This window comes from Streptomyces sp. NPDC025833, assembly GCF_055558055.1.
Window position 1 is genome coordinate 1 of the sequence record NZ_JBVHNF010000018.1, and the last position, 23881, is coordinate 23881.

At 74.5% G+C, this 23881-nt stretch carries 20 protein-coding genes; 13 read left to right on the plus strand and 7 right to left on the minus strand.

Annotated elements, in window-relative coordinates; translation table 11 throughout:
• Positions 1 to 176: 176 nt before the first annotated feature.
• The 3 genes from thiE to ACZ4K2_RS28800 all read left to right on the plus strand — a co-directional run bounded on the left by thiE (position 177) and on the right by ACZ4K2_RS28800 (position 2893).
• Positions 177 to 824, plus strand: a complete 648-nt coding sequence (gene thiE / locus ACZ4K2_RS28790) for a thiamine phosphate synthase (RefSeq protein WP_467469382.1) — start codon at positions 177 to 179, stop codon at positions 822 to 824.
• Between the two features lie 144 nt (positions 825 to 968).
• Complete coding sequence (metF, locus tag ACZ4K2_RS28795) at positions 969 to 1892, plus strand: methylenetetrahydrofolate reductase [NAD(P)H] (RefSeq protein ID WP_467469384.1); 924 nt, start codon at positions 969 to 971, stop codon at positions 1890 to 1892.
• A gap of 56 nt (positions 1893 to 1948) precedes the next feature.
• A complete protein-coding gene (locus tag ACZ4K2_RS28800) occupies positions 1949 to 2893 on the plus strand; it encodes an SCO2102 family sporulation regulator (protein ID WP_467469386.1) in 945 nt (314 codons plus the stop codon).
• Positions 2894 to 2933: 40 nt separating this feature from the next.
• Here ACZ4K2_RS28800 and ACZ4K2_RS28805 read toward each other — a convergent pair whose 3' ends face one another.
• The 3 genes from ACZ4K2_RS28805 to ACZ4K2_RS28815 all read right to left on the minus strand — a co-directional run bounded on the left by ACZ4K2_RS28805 (position 2934) and on the right by ACZ4K2_RS28815 (position 6137).
• Entirely contained in the window at positions 2934 to 4445 is a 1512-nt protein-coding gene (locus tag ACZ4K2_RS28805) for a phytoene desaturase family protein (protein WP_467469388.1), read from the minus strand.
• 55 nt (positions 4446 to 4500) lie between these two features.
• On the minus strand, positions 4501 to 5103 hold the full coding sequence (locus tag ACZ4K2_RS28810; RefSeq protein ID WP_467469390.1) for a DUF4126 domain-containing protein: 603 nt from the start codon (positions 5101 to 5103) through the stop codon (positions 4501 to 4503).
• A gap of 404 nt (positions 5104 to 5507) precedes the next feature.
• A complete protein-coding gene (locus ACZ4K2_RS28815) occupies positions 5508 to 6137 on the minus strand; it encodes a TetR/AcrR family transcriptional regulator (protein WP_467469392.1) in 630 nt (209 codons plus the stop codon).
• A 227-nt stretch (positions 6138 to 6364) separates the two neighbouring features.
• On the opposite strand from ACZ4K2_RS28815, the gene ACZ4K2_RS28820 reads away from it, so the two are divergent.
• The 3 genes from ACZ4K2_RS28820 (at position 6365) to ACZ4K2_RS28830 (ending at position 8500) form a co-directional block, all read left to right on the plus strand.
• Complete coding sequence (locus tag ACZ4K2_RS28820; protein WP_467469394.1) at positions 6365 to 6943, plus strand: SAV_6107 family HEPN domain-containing protein; 579 nt, start codon at positions 6365 to 6367, stop codon at positions 6941 to 6943.
• A gap of 127 nt (positions 6944 to 7070) precedes the next feature.
• Positions 7071 to 7841 (plus strand): methyltransferase, encoded by a 771-nt coding sequence (locus ACZ4K2_RS28825; RefSeq protein ID WP_467469395.1) that lies wholly within the window; start codon positions 7071 to 7073, stop codon positions 7839 to 7841.
• Between the two features lie 275 nt (positions 7842 to 8116).
• Complete coding sequence (locus tag ACZ4K2_RS28830; protein ID WP_467469397.1) at positions 8117 to 8500, plus strand: DUF3040 domain-containing protein; 384 nt, start codon at positions 8117 to 8119, stop codon at positions 8498 to 8500.
• Between the two features lie 114 nt (positions 8501 to 8614).
• Here ACZ4K2_RS28830 and ACZ4K2_RS28835 read toward each other — a convergent pair whose 3' ends face one another.
• The 4 genes from ACZ4K2_RS28835 to ACZ4K2_RS28850 form a co-directional block, all read right to left on the minus strand.
• Entirely contained in the window at positions 8615 to 10987 is a 2373-nt protein-coding gene (locus ACZ4K2_RS28835) for a transglutaminase TgpA family protein (protein ID WP_467469399.1), read from the minus strand.
• Positions 10984 to 12342 (minus strand): DUF58 domain-containing protein, encoded by a 1359-nt coding sequence (locus tag ACZ4K2_RS28840; protein WP_467469401.1) that lies wholly within the window; start codon positions 12340 to 12342, stop codon positions 10984 to 10986. Before ACZ4K2_RS28840 ends, ACZ4K2_RS28835 begins: the two co-directional genes overlap by 4 nt.
• A complete protein-coding gene (locus ACZ4K2_RS28845; protein WP_467469403.1) occupies positions 12342 to 13382 on the minus strand; it encodes an AAA family ATPase in 1041 nt (346 codons plus the stop codon). Before ACZ4K2_RS28845 ends, ACZ4K2_RS28840 begins: the two co-directional genes overlap by 1 nt.
• 209 nt (positions 13383 to 13591) lie before the next feature.
• The gene (locus ACZ4K2_RS28850; protein ID WP_467469405.1) at positions 13592 to 14140 is read right to left on the minus strand and encodes a beta-class carbonic anhydrase; all 549 of its coding nucleotides are present in this window, start codon (positions 14138 to 14140) and stop codon (positions 13592 to 13594) included.
• A gap of 351 nt (positions 14141 to 14491) precedes the next feature.
• On the opposite strand from ACZ4K2_RS28850, the gene rsmH reads away from it, so the two are divergent.
• The 7 genes from rsmH (at position 14492) to murD (ending at position 23871) form a co-directional block, all read left to right on the plus strand.
• On the plus strand, positions 14492 to 15448 hold the full coding sequence (gene rsmH, locus ACZ4K2_RS28855; protein WP_467469407.1) for a 16S rRNA (cytosine(1402)-N(4))-methyltransferase RsmH: 957 nt from the start codon (positions 14492 to 14494) through the stop codon (positions 15446 to 15448).
• Positions 15449 to 15515: 67 nt separating this feature from the next.
• A complete protein-coding gene (gene ftsL, locus ACZ4K2_RS28860; RefSeq protein ID WP_467469408.1) occupies positions 15516 to 16094 on the plus strand; it encodes a cell division protein FtsL in 579 nt (192 codons plus the stop codon).
• A 205-nt stretch (positions 16095 to 16299) separates the two neighbouring features.
• A complete protein-coding gene (locus ACZ4K2_RS28865; protein ID WP_467469410.1) occupies positions 16300 to 18264 on the plus strand; it encodes a peptidoglycan D,D-transpeptidase FtsI family protein in 1965 nt (654 codons plus the stop codon).
• A gap of 178 nt (positions 18265 to 18442) precedes the next feature.
• Positions 18443 to 19963, plus strand: a complete 1521-nt coding sequence (locus ACZ4K2_RS28870; protein WP_467469412.1) for a UDP-N-acetylmuramoyl-L-alanyl-D-glutamate--2,6-diaminopimelate ligase — start codon at positions 18443 to 18445, stop codon at positions 19961 to 19963.
• Between the two features lie 4 nt (positions 19964 to 19967).
• Complete coding sequence (locus ACZ4K2_RS28875; protein WP_467469414.1) at positions 19968 to 21383, plus strand: UDP-N-acetylmuramoyl-tripeptide--D-alanyl-D-alanine ligase; 1416 nt, start codon at positions 19968 to 19970, stop codon at positions 21381 to 21383.
• Entirely contained in the window at positions 21380 to 22453 is a 1074-nt protein-coding gene (gene mraY, locus ACZ4K2_RS28880; protein ID WP_467469416.1) for a phospho-N-acetylmuramoyl-pentapeptide-transferase, read from the plus strand. Before ACZ4K2_RS28875 ends, mraY begins: the two co-directional genes overlap by 4 nt.
• Positions 22435 to 23871: a UDP-N-acetylmuramoyl-L-alanine--D-glutamate ligase gene (gene murD, locus ACZ4K2_RS28885; protein WP_467469418.1), complete on the plus strand. Its 1437-nt coding sequence runs from the start codon at positions 22435 to 22437 to the stop codon at positions 23869 to 23871. Before mraY ends, murD begins: the two co-directional genes overlap by 19 nt.
• Positions 23872 to 23881 lie beyond the last annotated feature (10 nt).

Sequence of the window (23881 nt, forward strand, 5' to 3'; positions counted from 1 at the left end):
GCCGCGGGGCCCCCGGCGGGGGGGGGCGGGGGGCCCCCGGGGGGGCGGGGGGGGCGGGGGGGGGCCGGGGGGGGGGGCGGGCGGCGGGGGGGGGGGGGGGGGGGGGGGGGGGGGCCCCCCCCCCCCCCCCCCACCGCCGAGAACCGCCAGGGACACCGACCACGGGGGGACCCAGCATGTCCGACACCGCCCGCGCCGCACTCGACGGCGCCCGCCTGTACCTCTGCACCGACGCCCGCCGGCGCCAGGGAGACCTGCCCGAGTTCCTGGACGCGGTGCTGGCCGGCGGGGTCGACATCGTGCAGCTGCGCGACAAGGGCATGGAGGCCGCCGAGGAGCTGGAGGCCCTGCGGGTGTTCGCCGACGCCTGCGCCCGGCACGGCAGGCTGCTCGCCGTCAACGACCGGGCCGACGTCGCCCACGCCGCCCGCGCCGGTGTGCTGCACCTCGGCCAGGGCGACCTGCCGGTCCCGGCCGCCCGGGCGATCCTCGGCGACGGGGTGCTGATCGGCCGCTCCACGCACAGCGAGGCGGAGGCCGCCGCGGCCGCCGTCCAGCACGGCGTCGACTACTTCTGCACCGGCCCCTGCTGGCCCACGCCCACCAAGCCCGGCCGGCCCGCCCCCGGTCTCGGCCTGGTCCGCCACACGGCGGCCCTCGGCACCGACCGCCCCTGGTTCGCCATCGGCGGCATCGACCTCGGCAACCTGGACCAGGTGCTGGCGGCCGGTGCCCGCAGGGTGGTCGTGGTCCGCGCGATCACCGAGGCCGACGACCCGGGCGCGGCGGCGGCGGAGTTCGCGAAGCGGCTGCGGCAGGACTGACGACGGCGCCGCCGGGGCCGGGCCGGGCCGCGGTCCGGTACCCGGGTGTCCGGTTGTGTCCAAGGGGTGGACAGGAAGCGGGCAATCCCGGCAAATCCCCCACGCGTGGTTGGGCGACCGGTCACCCCTGGCTAACCTGCGGGTATGGCCCACGGAACCGCATCCACCAGGACCGATCGCGCGCGCACCGTGCGCGACATCCTCGCGACCGGCAAGACGACGTACTCCTTCGAGTTCTCGGCGCCGAAGACCCCCAAGGGGGAGCGGAACCTGTGGAGCGCGCTCCGGCGGGTCGAGGCGGTCGCCCCCGACTTCGTCTCCGTGACCTACGGCGCCGGCGGCTCCACCCGCGCGGGCACGGTCAAGGAGACCCAGCAGATCGTCGCGGACACCACGCTGACGCCGGTCGCCCACCTCACCGCGGTCGACCACTCCATCGCCGAGCTGCGGAACATCATCGGCCAGTACGCGGACGCCGGCATCCGCAACATGCTCGCCGTGCGCGGCGACCCGCCCGGCGACCCCATGGGACCGTGGGTGGCGCATCCCCGGGGCCTGGCCTACGCGGCCGAACTCGTCCGGCTCATCAAGGAGTCCGGCGACTTCTGCGTGGGCGTCGCCGCGTTCCCGGAGATGCACCCGCGCTCCGCGGACTGGGACACCGACGTCGCGCACTTCGTGGACAAGTGCCGGGCGGGCGCCGACTACGCCATCACACAGATGTTCTTCCAGCCGGAGTCGTACCTGCGGCTGCGCGACCGGGTGGCGGCCGCGGGCTGCGAGACGCCGGTCATCCCGGAGATCCTGCCGGTCACGAGCGTGAAGATGCTGGAACGGCTGCCCAAACTCAGCAACGCCCGGTTCCCGGACGCCCTGAAAGAGCGGATCCTCGCAGCGAAGGACGATCCGGCGACGGTACGCTCCATCGGTATCGAGTTCGCCACGGAGTTCTGCGCGCGGCTGCTGTCCGAGGGAGTGCCCGGACTGCACTTCATCACGCTCAACAACTCCACGGCGACCCTGGAAATCTACGAGAACCTGGGCCTGCACCACCCCCCGCGGGCCTAGACCGGCCGCACGGCAGTACGACACACTGCGTAGCGGTCACTGGGAGAGGGGCGTACATGGGCTGGGCGGTCCTCTACATCGCGTTCGGCGTCGTCGCGCTGTGGTTGCTGGGCGAAGTGCTGCTGCAGTACAAGGCGAGGCTGCGCTGGCGGCTGCTGGCCTTCGGCGGTTTCGTCGGCGTGGTCGTCGGCGTGCTGCTGCCCTCCGTCATCGTGATCGGGCTCGGCGCGATCGCGTTCGCGGTCGGCCAGACCTACGTGACGCTGTCGTTCCGCCGCGGCTTCGCCGCCGGCTGGGCGGTCAAGCGGCCCGGCGACGGGGCCGCGCCGCCCGCCCGCAAGCGCCGCCGCGGCCGGGCGGACCGGCAGGAGCCGGACGGCCCCGCGTTCGCCGCGACCGCCGGCGCGGTCCCGTCGCCGGGCCACGACGCGGACCACGACCCGGGCCGGGAGACGGGCCACGACGAGGCCCACGGCACGGACGGCCACGGCCGGGCGTACGGCGACTTCGACGACGACCACGACGACGTCTTCACCCCGCCCGCCGCCCGCGCGGCCGAGCCGGGCGGCCCCGTCCACGAGCCGCAGCCCTTCCCCGAGGACACCGGCGGCTACGGCGTGTACGGCGACGACCGGGCCGCCCCGGACACCGCCCGGCAGGACTACGCCTACGACCACCCCGGCTACGCCCAGCAGGGCTACGGCTACGAGGAGGCGGGCCGGCAGGGCTACGCCAACTACTCCGACCCGTACATCGGCAGCCAGCCCTACGCCTCCTACGAGCAGGGCTACGACCAGCGGTACGGACAGTCCGGGCACCCCCAGGACCCGTACGCGGCGGCCGGTTACGGCGACACCCCGCCCGGCGGGGTGTGGGTGCCGCAGCAGCGCACCGACGAGTCCTACGGCGGCGACCTCCCGCAGGAGCACCCGTACCCGCAGCAGCCCGGCGGGCAGCAGCCGCAGCCCGGCCTCGGGTACGACGAGCAGTACCGCTTCTGAGGACCGCCCGCTCACCGCGCCGCTTCCGAGCACCGCCCGCTCACTGCGAGCCGCGGAACCCGGATCCCTCCACGATCAGCCCGGCCACCAGCGCGCCCGACATGCCGGCGTGCGCGAGGCCGCCGCCCGGGTGGGCCCAGCCGCCCGCCCGGTACAGGCCGGGCAGCCGGGTGGTGTTCGCCGGGTGCAGGAAACGTCCCTGACCGGCGGCGAGCGACGGGGCCGGCACCGCCCCGAGGCGGGCCCCCGTCTCCTCCTCGACCTGGCCGGGCGCGCGCACCTCGTGCCACAGCAGGCGCTCGCGCAGGCCGGGCACCGCGCGCTCCGCGGCGTGCAGGAGCAGGTCCGTGTACCGCCGCGCCGTGGCCGCGTCGTCCCAGGCGGCCGCCGTGGGCACCGCCGCCGACAGCACCACCGACTCGTGCCCGTCGTCGGGCCGCAGCGCCGGGTCGCCGGGGCGCAGGACCGTCACCGTGGGCTGCGGGGGCAGGTCGCCGCCCGGCGAGGCCAGGAAGTCCCACTCGGACTCCGGGGCCGCCGGATGGACGACCGTGCGGTGCGCGGCCCCGGGCTCCCGCGCGCCGCGCAGGGCGAGGAGCAGGGTGAACCGGGCGGTCGGCGCGGCGTCCGTGTCGGCCCGCACGTCGTCCTCGCCGTCCAGCGGACGGTCCGTCAGGGCGCGCAGCCGCGCCGGGTGCAGGTCCGCCACCACGTGGTCCGCCCCGGCGAAGCCGCCGTCGGCCGTCTCCACCCCCGCGGCCCGGCCGTCCTGCGCCGCGATCCGCACGACCTCGGCGCCGAAGGCGAACTCCACCCGCCGCTCCAGGCACCGCTCGTACACCGCGCGGGCCAGCTCGCGGATGCCGCCGCGCACGTACCAGGTGCCGAAGGCGTGCTCCATGTACGGCAGTACGGCCGCGCCGGCCGGGGCGGTCCAGGGGGCGAGGCCGTACGCGAGGGCGTGGCTCATCAGGAGGGCCCGCAGGCGCTCGTCCCGCAGCTCCCAGGAGCCGACCTCGGCCAGCGTCGTGGCGCGCCGGGTGCGCAGCAGCCGCTTGTGCGGGACCGACGGGTAGGGCTCCTTGCCGGCCAGCACCCGCCAGTCGGGCCACAGCGGCTCCTCCAGCAGCGGCCGCCGCGTGCGGTCCCACGCCTCGCGCGCCCGTACCAGGAAGTCGCCCCAGCGCCCGCCGGTCCCCGCGCCCAGCGCCTCGTCCAGGGCCGCGACGACACCCGCGCGCGAGGCGTTCGGCAGGGACACCTCGCCGCCGTCCGCGAAGACGTGCCGCGCCGACGGATCGACCTGGACCAGCTCGACGCGGTCCTCCAGCGGCTTCCTGCCGGTCTTGAGGAACAGATCGCGGTACACGGCGGGCAGTGTCAGCAGCCCCGGGCCCGTGTCGAAGCGGAACCCGTCCCGCTCGAACCGGCGCACCGCGCCGCCGTAGGTCTCCGTACGCTCGTACACCACCACCCGGTGGCCCGCGACGGCCAGCCGGGCCGCAGCCGCCATCGCGCCCATCCCGGCGCCGATCACCGCAATCCGTGCCATGCCCGCGACTCTACCGACCGCCGGTCACCCTCCGGTCCCCGGGCGGCGGCGCAGGTCAGGGAGTGCGGGAGGCCGGCCGCCGCTCCTCGCGCCGCCGGGCGCGGCGGCGCAGGAAGCGCCGGATGCGCGAGACGAGGAAGAGCACGGCCAGCAGTCCGCCCGCCAGCAGGACGGCCGCGACGACCGCCGCCGCCCGCGGGTGGAACATCGCGAACGACACGACGCCGGCCACCCCGAGGTCCTCGGCGATGCTCAGCACGACGTTGCTGAACGGCTCGGGGGAGGCGTTCACGGCCATCCGCGTCCCGGCCTTGACACCGTGGCTGGCCAGCGCGGTCGAACCGCCGAGCAGGCCGGCCGCGACGTCGGAGAGGGAGCCGCTCTGCCCGGCGAGCAGCGTGCCGACCCAGGCACCGGCGAGCGGGCGGACCACGGTGTGCACCGAGTCCCACAGGGAGTCGACGTACGGGACCTTGTCGGCGACGGCCTCGCACAGGAACAGCACGGCCGCGGCGATCAGCACCTCGGGGCGCTGGAGCGTCTGCGGGACGTCGTCGGAGAGCCCGGTCGCGCCGAAGAGGCCGAGCAGCAGCACCACGGCGTAGGCGTTGATGCCGCTGGCCCAGCCGCTGGTGAAGACGAGGGGTAGCACGGACACGGACGCGATGGTAGCCAGCCGGCGGGCCCGTGGTCATGGGTCCGGACGCGGACGGCTGAGTACAGGTACTCAGTCGTCCGGATGAGTATGCGCGCGGATGGGGCGGCGGGCGCCGGGACGGGAGAGTGGGGGCACGGCAGGGGGCGCGGCCCGGCACCGTCGGCACGGGGCGGCGGAACGGGTCCCGCCCGCCGGCCGCTCCTTCCGCCGGTCCGTCGGGGGGAGCGGGACACGGGGGCCTCGCGGAAGACCACCACGGGGGTCCGCACGGGGGACCCGTACCGGCAGCGGTACGGGGACGGCGGAAAGAGGGGGCACGGGGGAAACGGGGGAACGGGCGGGCGCCGGTCCGGGGGACGGACCGGCGCCCGCCCGTGCGTTCCCGGCCCGCCGGGGCACCCGGCTCACCCGGGGCCGCCGACCCGCCCCTGGAGCAGCCGGGACAGGGCCGCGTGGACGTCGTCCAGGGAGCGCTCCGGCTGGAAGGACTTCCAGTCCAGCGCGGCCACCAGGACCATGCCGACCAGGGCCGCCGCCGTCAGCGGGACGTCGATCTCGTCGCTGAACTCGCCGGCCGCCACGCCCTCGCGCAGCACCCTCTCCACCACCGCCACGGCCTGCCGGCGCACCACCGTCAGCGTGGACCGCCAGGCCCGGTTGGTGCGCCACAGCTCGGCGACGTAGAGCTGGGTGAACGCCGGGTAGCGGTCGATGAAGACCAGGCCCGCGCGGATCATCGCGTCCAGCGCGTCCACCTTGCCGCCGCCCGCGCGCGCCGTGCTCCCGGCCGCCTCCTCCAGCGAGGCGGTGAGCAGCCCGACGCCGTGCCGCAGCAGCTCCTCGAAGAGGACGGACTTGCTCGCGAAGTTGTAGTACACCGTGCCCTTCGCGACCCCGGCCCGCTCGGCGATCTCGTCGACCGTGGTCGCGGAGAAGCCCTGCTCGGCGATGAGCGTGACGGCCGCCTCGTAGAGCTTCTGCCGGGTGGCCTCCCGGCGCGTGCCGGCGCCCGGCCTGGCGCTGCTGCGTTCCATGGCCCCGATTCTCACAGGTATGCGCGCGTGCGGGTGCTTCGCCCGGAATCACGGGCCCGGCCCGCGCCGGCCGCCGTCGCGTCGGCCTGCCCGGAGAGCGGGACCGAGCGGCGGACCCGAACGTCCGAGCGAAACAAAGGACCAGGTCGGAACGGATTGTCAGTGGCATACCGCACGATGGGCACATACGGCATGCGTGCCGTCACCCAGACGACAGGAGGTTCGTCATGGCCCACTCGTCCGCAGCCGCCTCCCACCGGCGCCGCGCCACCGGCCCTGCCCCCTCACTGACCGGCCCGGCGAGCGACGTGCACCCCGTGCTCCGCCGGGCCACGGCCCCGCCCGCCGCCCTCGACCTGCTCGCCCAGGCCCGCGCCGGACTGGAGGAGGCCGCCGTCCTGGACACGCCGAACGAACGCTACGCGACGGCCCACCTCGCCGCCCTGCGCACCGCCGCCGCCGTGCTCGCCGCCCGCGGCCGCCCGGAGGCCACACCGCGCCGCCGGGCCCGCATCCGCAGCGCCTGGGAGGTGCTGCCCGAGACGGCCCCCGAGCTGACCGAGTGGAGCGCCCTGTTCGCCTCGGGCGCCGCGCGCCGGGCCCGCGCCGAGGCGGGCATCCGGGGCGCGGTCGGCGCGCGGGACGCCGACGACCTGATCCGCGACGTGGCGATGTTCCTGCGCCTCGTGGAGCGGATGCTGGTCCTCCAGCCGGTCCTGCCGCGGCCCCGCCGGGACACCGGGGCGCCCGACGGCCCGGAGCCCCGGCCGGCGGCGCGGCGCGGCGGCTTCCCGGACACCGGCTGACGCCGGCCGACGGTGGCCGCGGCTGCCGCCGCCCGCCGCACCAGCGGCGCGATGACCTGGGACGGCACCGGAGGCAATAGGGTGGAGAGGCCTGAAACCCGCCAGTCCCGCCGAGGAGTCAACTGCCGTGTCGGACCCGTCGCGCCCCCGCGCCTCCCTCCGTACCGCCGTGGTCTGGGAGGTCCTGCAGGACGCCCTCGACCGCCGGGCCAAGGCCACGGGCCGGAACTCGCTGGACGTCCTCGACACCGGGGGCGGCAGCGGCAACTTCGCCGTGCCCGTCGCCCGCCTCGGCCACCGCGTCACCGTCGTCGACCCCAGCCCCAACGCGCTGTTCGCGCTGGAGCGCCGGGCCGCCGAGGCCGGCGTCGCGGACCGGGTCCAGGGCGTCCAGGGCGACGCGCACGGCCTGTTCGACGTGGTCGAGCGCGGCGGCTACGACGCCGTCCTGTGCCACGGCGTCCTGGAGTACGTGGACGACCCGGCCGAGGGCGTCCGCAACGCCGTCGCCGCGCTGCGCGCCGAGGGCGTCCTCAGCCTGCTCGCCGCCGGCCTCGGCGGTGCCGTGCTCGCCCGCGCCCTCGCCGGCCACTTCACCGAGGCGCACCAGGCGCTCCAGGACCCCGACGGCCGCTGGGGCACCGGTGACCCGATGCCCCGCCGGTTCACCGCCGAGCAGCTCACCGCGCTGGTCGAGAACGCGGGCCTGCGGGTCGGCGCGGTGCACGGCGTGCGCGTCTTCGCCGACCTCGTGCCCGGCGTCCTGGTGGACACCGAGCCCGGGGCCGTGGACGCGCTGCTGAGGCTGGAGGCCGCGGCCGCCGAACTGCCCGCGTTCCACTCCGTCGCCACCCAGCTCCACGTGCTGGGCGAGACGGAGCAGGCCGCCGGGTCCTGACGCGGCACCGGGACACGCCGCTGATCAGCACCTTGGCGGCACATGGAGTACGCCACAAGCCCCCCGGACGAGGGGTTTGCGCCGTATGATCGAGGTACACCGTCCGGCATGACGGGCCGGCCGCCGGGGAATGGAAGCCTCAGCGAGCCGGCTGTCCATGGCGGACTCCGGTTGGCCGGTTGGCGCAGAGGGGCGGGTTTCACGGGGGCGATTCCCTGCCTATCCTGAAGGGACCCCCCGGGTCGCCCCGGCGACTGCACGATGAGGAGGACTCCGTGCCGCTCTCGGAGCACGAGCAGCGCATGCTCGAGCAGATGGAGCGAGCGCTGTACGCCGAAGATCCCAAGTTCGCGTCGGCGCTTGAGGGAAACGGGCTGCGGACGTACACCCGGCGGCGGGTCTACCAGGCGGTCGCGGGCTTCCTCATCGGTATCGCGCTCCTCATGACCGGAATGGTCATGCAGCAGATCTGGGTCAGTGTGGTGGGCTTCCTCGTCATGCTGGGGTGTGCCGTGCTCGCCGTCACCGGCTGGCGCAAGGCCCCGAAGCCCGGCGAGCAGCCCCCGGGCGCCGCCCGCAGGCAGGTGCGGCCGAAGCGCTCCATGATGGACCGGATCGAGCAGCGCTGGCAGCGTCGCAGGGACGAACAGGGCCGCTGACCGCACCGCGCTCCGGCGCCGCCCCCGACGAGAGGCGCCGGCGGGCAGTCGCGGACGATCGCAGACAGCAGTGAGGGGCGGCCACCATCCGGTGGCCGCCCCTCCCGCGTGCGCTCAGCCCTGCTGCCGGGACGGCCGGCGCAGGACCGGCCGGGCCGCCGCGGCCCGGGCCCGCAGCGCCGACCAGCGGGCCGACACCGCCCACAGCACCTGCACCGAGGACCGCGGCAGCAGCCGGGCCCGCAGCCGCGCACCCGCGCCCGCCGCGGCCCGCAGCCCCTCGACCGCCCGGCGCGCGTCCTGCGCGGCTCCCGCCGCCGGGTGCGGCCGGGGCGCGTACAGCACCTGCTCCACCGCGTCCGCCACCCGGTGCACCGCGGCCCCGGCGGCCTGGTCCAGCCGCCCCAGCCGGACCATCCGGGTGGCCGCCTTACGCGGCGTCAGGGACTCGTCCGGCACGATGCCGTGGTCCCAGGCGCTGTCCGTCAGCTCCCGCCAGACGGCCAGCGTGTGCGCGGCCGCCCCCTCGGCGGTCCGGGCGTGCCCGCCCAGCCGCCGCGCGCGCATCCGCGCCCGCCACAGCAGCGGCGACAGCAAAGCCGCCAGGACCACCAGGGCGCCCGGCCCGATCAGCCACCACCACGGGCCCGGGCCGCCGCCGTCGCGCGGCGGGGCCGCCGCCGCCGACGGGGCGCCGCAGTCCTGGAGCCTGCGCGGCCCGTCCGCGCAGCTCTCGCCCGGCGAGGCGGTCGCCGACGGCGCCGACGACGCGCCCTTGGACGGCAGCACCTCGTCCGGCACCGAGGTGCCGGGCGTGTCCGACTGGGTGTACGGCGGAGCGCTGCCGCGGGTCGGCGTCGGCTCGAAGCGGGTCCAGCCCACACCCTCGAAGTACAGCTCGGGCCAGGCGTGCGCGTCCCTCTGGTTCACCGAGACCGAGCCGTCGGGCTGCGGGGTGCCGGGCGCGAAGCCCACCGCGACCCGGGCCGGGATGCCGAGCGTGCGGGCCATGGCCGCCATCGCGAAGGAGAAGTGGACGCAGAAGCCCTCCTTCTGCCGCAGGAAGTTCGCGATGGCCTCGGAACCGCGGCCCACCTTCACCGAGGTGTCGTACTGGAAGCCCCCGCTCACGGCGAACCAGTCCTGGAGCCGGACGGCCTCCTCGTAGTGGTTGTCCGCGCCCGCGGTGATCTCCGCGGCTGTGCGCGCCACCACCCTCGGCAGCGAGGACGGCACCCTGGTGTACTCCTCGCGCAGTTCGGCCGGCGGTTGCGGCGCGGCGGCCAGCTGCTCGGCGGTCGGCTGCACGGAGAGGCTGGTCACCTGGTAGGTCTCGCCGCGCGTGGACTGGCCGTGGTCGCCGACGAGGGTCATCCCGACCGGTTCGTACCGCCACCGGCCGTCGACCCGCACACCGCTCGGCGGGTAGGGCATCGGCAGCCAGTTCTGGGCGTACGTGTCCGCCGCCGTGACGGTCGTCCGCACCTCGGTGCGGCGCACGTCCGCGGCCAGGCCCGCGGGAGTCGGCAGCCGGTCCGGCACACCGACCACGTGCCGCTGGGCCGGCGTCCAGGTGGTGCCGTCGAACTCGTCCAGGGAGACGATCCGCAGGTACAGGTCGGAGAGGTCGTTGGAGCTGGTCCGCAGGGACAGCACCTCGCGGTCGTCGTTCGCGTTGAGGTTGTCGCGCAGCGACACGAGCGGGTTGACCGCCGAGATCGTGCCCCCGCGGCCGGTGCCCGCCCCCGCGCCGGCCCCCGCGCCGCCCAGCAGGCCGCCGTGCATCGCGGGCAGGGCGAGCGGCACCACCAGGGCCACGCCGAGCGCGACCGCGCCGATCCGGCGGCCGCTGCGCACCGGGGCCACGGCGCCCGTCCCCGGGGCACCCGGCGCGCCGCCGAACACCCGGCCCCACTGGGCCAGCCGCTCCCGGCCCTCCGCGAGCAGCAGCATCAGGTAGCCGCCCGCCGCCACCAGGAACCACAGCCACGCGGCGCCGCCGTCCGACAGGCCCGCGGCCACCGAGTACAGCGCGAGCAGCGGCAGCCCGGCCGGGGCCGCGCTGCGGAAGGTCACCGCGACCACGTCCACGATCAGCCCGACCAGCAGCGCGCCGCCGATCAGCATCAGCTTGATGCCATCGGTGACCGGCGCCGGTGTCGCGTACCGGCTGACGTCGTCCGCGCCCTGCCGGAGCAGCTCGGCGAAGTACCGGAAGCCGTCCGGGCCGGGCAGCAGCCCCGCGATCGCGTGCTGCCGGGCGAACACCAGGGTCAGCAGCACCAGGGAGACCAGGGCCTGGACCGCCACGGTCAGCAGCCGGCCCAGCGGCACCCGCCGGGCCGCCGCGCCCACCCCGGTCTGCACGGCCACCAGCGGCACCAGTTGCAGCAGCCAGGTCGGCTCGACGACCAGCGGCAGCAGCGCGCAGGAGGCCATCAGCGTGGCCGCCGCCGCGCACAGCGCCAGTCGTGCCCGTCCGCTCATCCCACGGCCTCCCCGCTCGGCGCGGCCGCCCCGGAGCGGCTCCGGTCCGCCTGCCGCCACAGCTCGTCCAGCGTCGCGCCGCGCGGCACGCTCAGCGCCGTCCAGCCCGCCTCGCGCAGCAGGCGCAGCCGCCGCGCGTGCATGTCGCCCGGCCGCGGCACGTCGTCCGCCTCCCGCGTCCAGGTGTCCGGGTCCAGCACGAAGGCGACGGCGCTGCCGCGCCGGTTCATCCCGGCGACCGTCGCGGCCTGCTCCTCGTCCAGGTCCCCGAGGAAGGCGACGAGCAGCCCCTCGTTGCCGCCGCGCAGCATGTCGTGGGCCCGGGACAGCCCGGTGCCGTCGGAGTGGTCGATCACCGCGAGGGTGTCCATCATCAGCCCGGCCGCCTCCGCCGTCTCCTGGGCGGAGCCCGCGAAGCCGTCGCCGCCCTCGCCGGGCACCGCGCTGCCGGTGTCGGTCAGCAGCCGTATCGAGAAGCCGCGTTCCAGCATGTGCAGCAGCACCGAGGCGGCGCCGGAGACGGCCCACTCGAAGGCCGAGTCCGGGCCCGCGCCCTCGTAGGCACCGCCCCGGGTGTCCAGCAGCACGGTGCAGCGGGAGCGCCGGGGCTGCTCCTCGCGGCGCACCATCAGCTCGCCGTGGCGCGCGGTGGACCGCCAGTGCACCCGGCGCAGGTCGTCGCCGTAGCGGTAGCCGCGCGGGAGCACGTCGTCCTCGCCGGCGAGGGCCGGCGAGCGCTGCCGCCCGTCGCCGTACCCCCTCGCCTCGCCGCCGAAGCGGACCGGGGTCAGCGGCTCCACGCGCGGTATCACCGTCAGGGTGTCGTACGCCGCGAAGGAGCGGGTCAGTTCGCACAGGCCGAAGGGGTCCGTCAGCCGCAGTTGCAGCGGGCCCAGCGGATAGCTGCCCCGCAGGTCGGAGCGGACCCGGTAGGACACCTCGCGGTGGCCCCCCGGCTCCACCCGGTCCAGCACGAACCGGGGGCGCGGCCCGAGGACGTAGGGCACCCGGTCCTGGAGCATCAGCAGACCGGTGGGCAGCCGGGAGACGTTGTCCATCCGCAGGTGCACCCGGGCCTCGCTGCCGGCCGGCACCCGCGCGGGCGCCAGGCGGCGGTTGGCGGCCACCCGGTGGCGGGTGCGGTACAGCACCGTCGCGCAGAGCAGGGGCAGCACGGCGAGCAGCAGCCCGACGCGCAGCAGTTCGCCCTGGCCCAGCACGAACGCGCAGACGGCGGCGGCGATCCCGGCCGCGAGGAAGGAGCGGCCGCGGGTGGTCAGACCCGCGAGGGCCGTACGGACGCCGCCCGGCTCCCGCGGACCGGCCTCCGCCGGCCCGGCCCCCCCGGTGCTCATCACAGGCCCCGCGGCGGCTGCTGCGGATAGGCCGGCACGGTCCGGCCGAGGCCGCCGGCGCCGCCCGGCCGGCCGGGCTCCGCGGGCACCGGCGTGCGCTGGAGGATCTCCAGCACCACCTGTTCGGCCGTACGGCGGTTGAGCTGGGCCTGGGCGGTGGGCAGCAGGCGGTGGGCGAGGACGGCGACGGCGAGCGCCTGGACGTCGTCCGGCAGCGCGTAGTCCCGGCCGGCGAGGGCCGCCGACGCCTTCGCCGCGCGCAGCAGGTGCAGCGTCGCACGCGGCGAGGCGCCGAGCCTGAGGTCGGGGTGGGCGCGGGTGGCGGCGACCAGCTCGACCGCGTACCGCCGGATCGGCTCGGCGACGTACACCCCGCGCACCGCCTCGATCAGCTTCACGATCTCGTGCGCGTGCGCCACCGGCTGGAGGTCCTCCAGGGGGCTGGCCCCGCCGTGGACGTCGAGCATCCGCAACTCGGCCTCCACGCTCGGGTAGCCGACGGAGACGCGGGCCATGAAGCGGTCGCGCTGGGCCTCGGGCAGCGGGTAGGTGCCCTCCATCTCGACCGGGTTCTGGGTCGCCACCACCATGAAGGGGCTGGGCAGTTCGTAGGTCTGCCCGTCGATGGTGACCTGCCGCTCCTCCAGGGACTCCAGCAGCGCGGACTGCGTCTTGGGCGAGGCGCGGTTGATCTCGTCGCCGATCACGATCTGCGCGAAGATGGCGCCCGGCTTGAACTCGAAGTCCCGGCGCTGCTGGTCCCAGATCGACACACCCGTGATGTCGGACGGCAGCAGGTCCGGAGTGAACTGGATGCGCCGCACCGAGCAGTCGATGGACCGCGCCAGCGCCTTGGCGAGCATCGTCTTGCCCACTCCGGGGACGTCCTCGATCAAGAGGTGGCCCTCGGCGAGCAGCACGGTCAGCGCGAGCCGTACGACCTCGGGCTTGCCCTCGATCACGCCTTCCACCGAACCGCGCACGCGTTCCACCGTGGCGGTCAGATCAGTGAGGCTCTCACGATCGTCATAGGTCGTCACCCGGCCCTCCTCGGCCCCGTTCAATACGGGCCGACGCTCATGCTGCGAAACGGCCCACCCCGAAACACGGACACCACGCGGGAAAGGTTCCGCGTGATGTCACACCCGCATTCTTGCCGCCGTTACCGATTCGTGTCACTCGCCTGTGGACAACTGCCCACGCGGCGCCGGTCCCACGGCCGTTCCGCCCGCGCCGCCGGCCCGCCGGGTCAGGCCGGGTCGATCTCGCGCAGCAGACCGGTGCGCACGTCGAAGACGAAGCCCCGCACGTCGTCGGTGTGCAGCAGGAAGGGCGAGGTGCGCACCCGCTGCATGGACTGGCGCACGTCCTGGTCCGCGTCCCGGAACGACTCCACCGCCCACGACGGCCGCTGCCCGATCTCCATCTCCAGCTCGGTGCGGAAGTCCTCGGTGAGGGACTCCAGGCCGCACCCGGTGTGGTGGATGAGCACGATGCTGCGGGTGCCCAGCTTGCGCTGGCTGATGGTCAGGGACCGGATCACGTCGTCGGTGACCACGCCGCCCGCGTTGCGGATGGTGTGGCAGTCGCCGAGCTGGAGGCCGAGGGCCTTGTGCAGGTCGAGGCGGGCGTCCATGCACGCGACCACGGCGACGTGCAGGACCGGCCGGGCGTCCATGCCGGGGTCGGTGAACGCCTCCGCGTACCGCTGGTTGGCCGCCACGAGACGGTCCGTCACGGCGGCGCCGGGGTTCATGGCGTCTTCGGGGCCGGTGGGTGCTGCTGCAGAAGTCGTCATACCGACGACGTTACTGGTCACGCACTGGTCCGGCCTGCTGTGGGAGGGGACAAAGAAGCCCCGCGCGGGTTGTTGTGAGGTAACCCACAGGGCGGCCAAAGGTGCGCCGAACGGGTGGATCGCCGCGAATGGGGATTCCCCCGGGTCCCGGTGCGCGACGCGCAGTGCGGTTGATTGACCCGGAGACGGGGTGGACTAAAGTGACGCGGAGGCGGGAGACGAGTCTCTCCCCTGGTGAGACCCCCGGAGACCCCGGCACGTGCCCGGAAACGTCTCCTCGCGCGCGCGGCGCGTACGTACGGCTCGGGGGAACCGACGGTGCGTACGGCCCGCCGGAACTGAGAGGCCCCCTTGAGCCAGAGTCGACACGTCCCGGTGATGCTCCAGCGGTGCCTGGACCTGCTGGCGCCCGCCCTCCAGGGCCCCGGAGCCGTGGTCGTCGACTGCACCCTCGGCCTCGGCGGGCACAGCGAGGCGCTGCTGGCCCGGTTCCCCGAGGCGCGGCTGATCGGCCTCGACCGGGACACCGAGGCGCTGCGCCTGTCCGGCGAACGGCTGGCTCCGTTCGGGGACCGCGCCACCCTCGTGCACGCCGTGTACGACGAGCTGCCCGACGTGCTGCGCCGGCTCGGCATCGCGCGCGTGCAGGGGGTCCTGTTCGACCTCGGGGTCTCCTCCATGCAGCTGGACGAGGCCGGCCGCGGCTTCGCCTACGCGCAGGACGCGCCCCTGGACATGCGCATGGACCAGACGACCGGCATCAGCGCCGCCGAGGTCCTCAACAGCTACCCGGCCGGCGAGCTCGTGCGCATCCTGCGCGCCTACGGCGAGGAGAAGCAGGCCAAGCGGATCGTCTCGGCGATCGTGCGGGAGCGGGAGAAGCAGCCGTTCGACAACAGCGCACGGCTCGTGGAACTCATCCGCGACGCCCTCCCGCAGGCCGCGAAGCGCACCGGCGGCAACCCGGCCAAGCGCACCTTCCAGGCGCTGCGCATCGAGGTCAACGGCGAACTGTCCGTCCTGGAGCGGGCGATCCCGGCCGCCGTGCGGGCCCTGGACGTCGGCGGGCGCGTCGCCGTCCTGTCGTACCACTCGCTGGAGGACCGGCTCGTGAAGCAGGTGTTCGCGGCCGGTGCCACCTCGACGGCGCCGCCCGGCCTGCCGGTCGTGCCCGAGCGCTACCAGCCGCGGCTCAAGCTGCTCACCCGCGGTGCCGAACTTCCCACCGAGGAAGAGATCGCCGAGAACCGCCGCGCCGCACCGGCCAGACTGCGGGGTGCCGAGCGCATCAGGGAGGACGTCGAGTGAGCGAGACCGGCCGGAGGGTTCCCCCCGCGCACCGGGGGAGCGCGATCCGCCAGGCACCGGGGGAGAAGTGAGCAGGAAACCCGCGCTGAAGGGAAGGGCCGCCCGGCTCGCCCGGCTCTTCCCGGCCGGCCGGGCCCGGGCGGCCCGCACCCCGTTCGTCCTGCTCGTCGTGCTGCTCCTCGGCGGCGGTCTCATCGGGCTGCTGGTGCTGAACTCCGCGCTCAGCGAAGGCTCGTTCGAACTCGCCGACCTGCAGAAGCGGACGAAGGCCCTCACCGACCAGGAACAGGCCCTCCAGCGGGACATCGACGCGTACTCGGCCCCCGACGCCCTTCAGCGCCGCGCCCACGAGCTGGGCATGGTCCCGGGCGGCGACCCGGCCTTCCTCGGCCCGGACGGCAAGGTCATGGGCGTCCCCAGCCCGGCCCCCGAGGCCGCCGTCCTCACCGGCCCGGCCGGGCCCGGGGCGCTGACCCCGGCGGTGGACCTGTCCACCGCCCAGGTCCCCCCGGCCCCCGGCGCGGCGGCGCCGCCCGCCCTGCCGGCCCAGCCGCAGGAACCGCCCGCGGCCACCGAACCGCCCGCGGCCACCGCGCCGCCCGCCGCCGCTCCCCAGTCCCCCGCCACCCCGACCCCCGGCAGGTGACGGACGTGTCCGACAGCCAAGCGCCGCGCCGCCGTGTGGGCGCGGGTGCGCCCCGCCCGGGTGACGGGGGCGGTGCCGGCCGTTTCCGGCGCGGCGCCGGGCCGGTTCCGCGCGTGGGGCGGTGCCGTCCGGCCCGGCCACCGGTCCCGGTGGCCGCCTCCCAGTCCATTCCCTCGATTCCCTCGATTCCCGGCAGGTGACGGAAGTGTCCGACAGGCAAGCGCCGCGCCGCCGTGTGCCCGGGCCCGTCAAGCCTCCCCGGCCGCGGGGCGCCGTCCGGCGGCAGCCCGGGCCCGGTGCCCGGCCGGCCCGCCGCCCGAGCGGGACCCGGCCCATGCCCCCGCGCCCGCTCCGGCTCGGCAGCCCCCGGCCCCGGCTGCGCCTGGTCGGGCTCGCTTTCGGCCTGGTGCTGCTGGTCTTCGTCGTACGGCTGCTCCAGGTGCAGGCCGTCGAGGCGAGCGCGTACGCGGCGCGGGCCGAGCGAAACCGGTACGTGGTGCACACCCTGGCCGCCGAACGCGGCGGGATCACCGACCGCAACGGTGTCGCGCTCGCCGTCAGCGAGGACGCGTACGACATCACGGCCGACCCGACCATGTTCGGCCCCAAGCAGCTGAAGATCCAGGACGGACCGGAGCGCGCGGCCGAACTGCTCGCCCCGATCCTCGGCCAGGACCGGGCCGCGCTCGTCGCGAAACTGCGGCCCGAGAACAGGAACTCCCGCTACACCCGGCTCGCCGTCCGGCAGACCCCGCAGGTCTGGAAGCAGATCAAGGACCTGAAGACCGCCCTCGCCAAGAAGGCCGGGACGGACAAGAGCACCGTCAACGTGCTGGGCGGCGTCTTCGCGGACCCCAGCAGCCAGCGCGTGTACCCCAACGGCGCCCTCGCCGCCGGGCTGCTGGGCTGGGTCAACGCCGACGGCCAGGGCGCCGGCGGCATCGAGCAGCAGCTGAACAAGCAGCTCTCCGGCAAGGACGGCCAGCTCCGCTACGCCCAGTCCGGCGGCCGCGAGGTGCCCACGGCCGGGTCCAGCGAGACGCCCGCCGTGCCCGGCTCCGACGTGGAGCTGACCATCGACCGCGACATCCAGTGGGCCGCCCAGGACGCGATCAGCGAGCAGGTGCGCAAGTCGAAGGCGGACCGCGGTTACGTCATCGTCCAGGACACCCGCACCGGCCAGATCCTGGCCATGGCCAACTCGCCCGGGTTCGACCCCAACGACCTGTCCGCGGCCGACGGCGAGGCCATGGGCAACCCGGCCCTCCAGGACGCCTACGAGCCCGGCTCGACCGCCAAGGTGATGTCGATGGCGGCCGTGCTGGAGCGGAAGGCCGCGACCCCGCTCACCCACGTCGTCGTCCCCAACCGGCTGCACCGCGGCGACCGGCTCTTCCAGGACGACGTCGACCACCGCACCTGGTACCTCACCCTCAACGGCGTGCTCGCCCGGTCCAGCAACATCGGCACCATCCTGGCCACCGGCGAACTCGGCCGGAGCCAGGCCGAGGCCAACAAGGTCCTCCACTCCTACCTGCGCAGGTTCGGCATCGGCGGCTACACCGGGCTCGGCTTCCCCGGCGAGACCCCGGGCATCCTCGCGCCGCCGCAGAAGTGGTCCACCTCGCAGCAGTACACGATCCCTTTCGGCCAGGGCTTCTCCATCAACGCCATGCAGGCCGCCTCGGTGTACTCGACCATCGCCAACGGCGGCGTCCGCGTCGAACCGACCCTGGTGCGCGGCACCAAGGGCGCCGACGGGCAGTTCACCCCCGCGCCGAAGCCCGCGCAGACCCGGGTGATCAGCGCGGAGACGGCCAGGAACGTCGCCCGGATGCTGGAGTCCGTCGTCGACGACGAACAGGGCACCGGCGTGAAGGCCCGCATCCCCGGGTACCGGGTGGCGGGCAAGACCGGCACGGCCAACCGTGTGGATCCGGCCACCGGCCGCTACCGCGGCTACACCTCGTCGTTCGCCGGTTTCGCGCCCGCCGACAAGCCGCGGATCACCGTCTACTGCGCCATCCAGAACGCCACCTCCGGCAACTACTTCGGCGGCCAGATCTGCGGTCCGATCTACAAGCAGGTGATGGAGTTCGCCCTGAAGACCCTCCAGGTCCCGCCGACCGGGGCGAAGCCCGCCAACCTGCCCGTCGAGTACAAGCCCTGACCAGCACCCCACTGGCCAGCACGGAAACACCAGGAACGAACTCGTGACAACGATCACTCCCGACCCCGGGAACCAGGGGGCCGCGAACCCCTCGCTTCGCTCCGGAGCGGCCGAGCCCGGTACGCTCACCGCCGTGCCACACGCTGATCAGTCCCAAACCACCCAGAAGGGCGCTTCCGTGACATACCCGGGGCCGCCGCGACCGGTTCAGGTCTCCGCCACACCCCTCGCGGAACTCGCCGATCAGCTGGGCGCCGCCGCTCCGGCCGGCTCCGCCGGGGTCACGGGGATCACCCACGACTCGCGCGCCGTCCGCCCCGGCGACCTGTACGCCGCCCTGCCGGGCGCCCGGCTGCACGGCGCCGACTTCGTGACGCAGGCCGCCGGCCTCGGCGCGGTCGCCGTGCTCACCGACCCGAGCGGCGCCGAGCGCGCCGCCGCGACCGGCCTGCCCGTCCTGGTCGTGGACGACCCGCGCGCGCGGATGGGCGAACTGGCGGCCGGCATCTACGGCCACCCGGGCCGCGGCCTGCTCCAGATCGGCATCACCGGCACCTCCGGCAAGACCACCACCGCCTACCTGGTGGAGGGCGGCCTGCGGACCGCCCGCGCCACCGGGCTCATCGGCACCGTCGAGATGCGCATCGGCGACGAGCGCATCAAGTCCGAGCGCACCACCCCCGAAGCCACCGACCTCCAGGCCCTGTTCGCGGTCATGCGCGAGCGCGGCGTCGAGGCGGTCGCCATGGAGGTCTCCAGCCACGCCCTGGTCCTCGGCCGGGTCGACGGCTGCGTCTTCGACATCGCCGTCTTCACCAACCTCAGCCCGGAGCACATGGAGTTCCACTCCGACATGGAGGACTACTTCCGGGCCAAGGCGCAGCTCTTCACCCCCCGGCGCAGCGGACTCGGCGTGGTCAACACCGACGACGAGTACGGCCGCCGGCTCGTCGAGGAGGCGACCGTCCCGGTCGTCACCTTCTCCGCCGAGGGCCACCCGGACGCCGACTGGCGTGCCGAGGACGTCCAGGTCGGCCCCCTGGACTCCACGTTCACGGTGCTCGGCCCGAACGGCGAGCGGATCCGGGCCAGGTCGCCGCTGGCCGGCCCCTTCAACGTGGCGAACACCCTCGCCGCCATCGTGGCCCTCGCCGTGGCCGGCCTCGACCCGCAGGCCGCCGCCGACGGCATCGCCGCCGTACCGGGCGTCCCGGGCCGTCTGGAGCGCGTCGACGCCGGGCAGCCGTACCTGGCGGTCGTCGACTACGCCCACAAGACCGACGCGGTCGAATCCGTGCTCAAGGCGCTGCGCAAGGTCACCAAGGGCCGGCTGCACGTCGTCCTGGGCTGCGGCGGCGACCGCGACCAGACCAAGCGCGCACCGATGGGCGCCGCCGTGGCCCGGCTCGCCGACACGGCCGTACTGACCTCCGACAACCCCCGCTCCGAGGACCCCCTCGCGATCCTCGCGACCATGCTCCGGGGCGCGGCCTCGGTGCCCGCGCACGAGCGCGGCGAGGTGGTCCTCTTCGAGGAGCGGGCCGCCGCGATCGCCGCCGCCGTGGGGCGCGCCCACGCGGGCGACACCGTGCTGGTCGCGGGCAAGGGGCACGAGCAGGGCCAGGACATCGCCGGCGTGATCCGTCCCTTCGACGACCGCCAGGTGCTCCGCGAAGCTATCCAGAAGACCCAGGGATGAACTTGTGATCGCCCTCTCCCTCGCCGAGATCGCAGCAGTCGCCGGCGGGCAGACGCACGACATACCGGATCCGTCCGTGCACGTGACGGGGCCGGTGGTCCGGGACTCCCGTGAGGTGGTGCCCGGCAGCCTGTTCGCCGCCTTCGTCGGCGAGCGCGTGGACGGCCACGACTACGCGGCGCGGGTCATCGAGGCCGGCGCGGTCGCCGTGCTGGCCTCCCGGCCGGTCGGTGTCCCCGCCGTCGTGGTGGACGACGTCCAGACCGCTCTCGGCGCCCTCGCCCGGCACGTCGTGCGCCGGCTCGGCGCGACCCTCGTCGCGCTGACCGGCTCGGCCGGCAAGACGAGCACCAAGGACCTCATCGCCCAGGTGCTGCGGCGCAAGGCGCCGACCGTCTTCACGCCCGGTTCGCTCAACAACGAGATCGGGCTGCCGCTCACCGCCCTGTCCGCCACCGAGGAGACGCGCTTCCTCGTGCTGGAGATGGGCGCCCGCGGCATCGGCCACATCCGCTACCTCGCCGGGCTGACCCCGCCGCGGATCGGTCTGGTCCTCAACGTCGGCACCGCCCACATCGGCGAGTTCGGCGGCCGCGAGCAGATCGCGCAGGCCAAGGGCGAACTCGTCGAGGCCCTGCCGTCCGCGGCCGACGGCGGCGCGGCGATCCTCAACGCCGACGACCCCCTGGTCCGGGCCATGGCCTCCCGTACCCAGGCGAAGGTGGTCCTTTTCGGAGAGTCGGCCGAAGCGGACGTACGCGCCGAGAACGTGCGACTCACGGACAGCGGACAGCCCGCGTTCAGGCTTCACACACCCTCCGGTGCAAGCGATGTGACCATGCGCCTGTACGGTGAGCACCACGTGTCGAACGCGCTCGCCGCGGCCGCCGTCGCCCATGAGCTGGGCATGTCCGCGGAAGAGATCGCCCTCGCGCTCTCCGAGGCGGGCTCCCTCTCCCGTTGGCGCATGGAGGTCACCGAGCGCCCTGACGGCGTGACCATCGTCAACGACGCCTACAACGCCAACCCCGAGTCCATGCGGGCCGCCCTCAGGGCGCTCGCGGCCATGGGCAAGGGGCGCCGCACGTGGGCGGTGCTCGGCAAGATGGCCGAGCTGGGGGACGAGGCGCTCGCCGAGCACGACGCCGTCGGACGGCTGGCCGTCCGGCTCAACGTCAGCAAGCTCGTCGCCGTCGGGGGGGTTGAGGCCTCCTGGCTGCAACTGGGCGCATATAACGAGGGTTCGTGGGGTGAGGAGTCGGTGCACGTGTCCGACGCACAGGCGGCGATCGACCTGTTGCGCAGCGAGTTGCGCCCGGGGGACGTCGTACTCGTGAAGGCGTCCCGTTCGGTGGGGCTGGAGGGCGTCGCCGAGGCGCTCGCCGAGGCCGGCACCGGGCGTGGGGTTGATGCCCGATGATGAAGCAGATCCTGTTCTCGGGTGTCATCGGCCTCTTCCTGACGCTGATCGGCACTCCGCTGCTGATCAAGCTGCTCGCCCGCAAGGGGTACGGCCAGTACATCCGTGACGACGGCCCCCGCGAGCACGCCAGCAAGCGCGGTACGCCGACGATGGGCGGCATCGCCTTCATCCTGGCGACGATCGCCGCGTACTTCCTGTCCAAGGTGATCACCGGTCAGCCCCCGACGTACTCGGGCCTGCTGGTCCTCGGCCTGATGTTCGGCATGGGCCTGGTCGGCTTCCTCGACGACTACATCAAGATCGTCAAGCGGCGTTCGCTGGGCCTGCGGGCCAAGGCGAAGATGGCCGGCCAGCTGATCGTCGGCATCGCCTTCGCCGTGCTGTCGCTCCAGTTCTCCGACGCGCGCGGCAACACCCCGGCGTCCACGAAGCTGTCGTTCATCACCGACTTCGGCTGGTCCATCGGCCCGGTGCTGTTCGTGGTCTGGGCGCTGTTCATGATCCTCGCGATGTCGAACGGCGTGAACCTGACCGACGGTCTGGACGGTCTCGCCACCGGCGCCTCCGTCCTCGTCTTCGGCGCCTACACCTTCATCGGGGTCTGGCAGTTCCAGGAGTCCTGTGCCAACGCGCAGACCCTCACCAACCCCGGCGCCTGCTACGAGGTGCGCGACCCGCTGGACCTGGCCGTGGTGGCCTCCGCGCTGATGGGCGCCTGCCTCGGCTTCCTGTGGTGGAACACCTCGCCGGCGAAGATCTTCATGGGTGACACCGGTTCGCTCGCGCTCGGCGGTGTCCTCACGGGCCTGGCCATCCTCTCCCGCACGGAGCTGCTGGTGGCCATCATGGGCGGCCTGTTCGTCCTCATCACCATGTCGGTCGTCATCCAGGTCGGCTCGTTCCGGCTCACCGGCAAGCGCGTCTTCCGGATGGCACCGCTCCAGCACCACTTCGAACTCAAGGGCTGGTCCGAGGTCCTCGTGGTGGTCCGCTTCTGGATCATCCAGGGCATCTGCGTGATCGTCGGACTCGGCCTCTTCTACGCGGGATGGGCAGCGGACAAGTGACCTCCACCTCGGAGCTCTTCGAATTCCAGGGCAAGCGCGTCACCGTCGCGGGACTCGGCGTCTCGGGCGTACCGGCGGCGAAGGCGCTGCACGCGCGCGGTGCGGCCGTCACGGTCGTCAACGACGGCGACGACGCACGCGCGCGCGAACAGGCCGCGGAGCTGGAGGCGCTCGGCATCACCGTGCGCCTCGGCGACGGAGCCTCCCTGCCCGAGGGCACCGAGCTGATCGTCACCGCGCCCGGCTGGAAGCCCGACAAGCCGCTGTTCCTGGCGGCCGCCGCGGCCGGCGTGCCGGTCTGGGGCGACGTGGAGCTGGCCTGGCGGCTGCGCGGACCCGGCGCGGCCCCCTGGCTGGCGGTGACGGGCACCAACGGCAAGACCACCACCACCCAGATGCTGGCCTCGATCCTGCGGGCGGCCGGGCTGCGCACGGCCGCCGTCGGCAACATCGGCGTCTCGCTGCTGGACGCGGTCCTCGGCGAGGAGGAGTACGACGTCCTCGCCGTCGAGCTGTCCAGCTACCAGCTCCACTGGGCGCCCTCCCTGCGGGCGCACTCGGCGGCGGTCCTCAACCTCGCGCCGGACCACCTGGACTGGCACGGCTCGATGGCGGCGTACGCGCAGGACAAGGGCCGTATCTACGAGGGCAACCAGGTCGCCTGCGTCTACAACGCCGCCGACGCCGCCACCGAGGAACTGGTGCGCGGGGCCGACGTCGAAGAGGGCTGCCGGGCCGTCGGGTTCACCCTGGGCACGCCCGGCCCCTCCCAACTCGGCGTCGTCGAGGGGATCCTGGTAGACCGGGCCTTCGTGGAGAACCGGCAGCGCAACGCGCAGGAGCTGGCCGAGGTCTCCGACGTCAATCCGCCGGCCCCGCACAACATCGCCAACGCCCTTGCCGCGGCGGCCCTCGCGCGCGCCTTCGGGGTGCCCGCCACCGCGGTGCGGGACGGCCTGCGGGCCTTCCGCCCGGACGCCCACCGCATCGCGCACGTCGCCGACCTCGACGGGGTGGCGTACGTGGACGACTCCAAGGCGACCAACACGCACGCGGCGGAAGCCTCGTTGGCGGCATATGAACCGATCGTATGGATTGCGGGCGGTCTGGCGAAGGGCGCGACCTTCGACGAGCTGGTCGCCAAGTCGGCCGAGCGGCTGCGCGGCGCGGTGCTGATCGGCGCCGACCGGGCCCTGATCCGCGAGGCCCTCGCGCGACACGCCCCGGAAGTACCCGTGGTCGACCTCGACCGGACCGACACTGGGGCGATGCTCCAGGCGGTGACGGAAGCGAAGCGGCTGGCTCGGCCCGGCGACACGGTGCTGCTGGCCCCGGCCTGCGCCTCCATGGACATGTTCACCAACTACAACCAGCGCGGCGACGCGTTCGCGGCGGCGGTCCGCGAACTCGGAGCCTGACCCCGGCCGC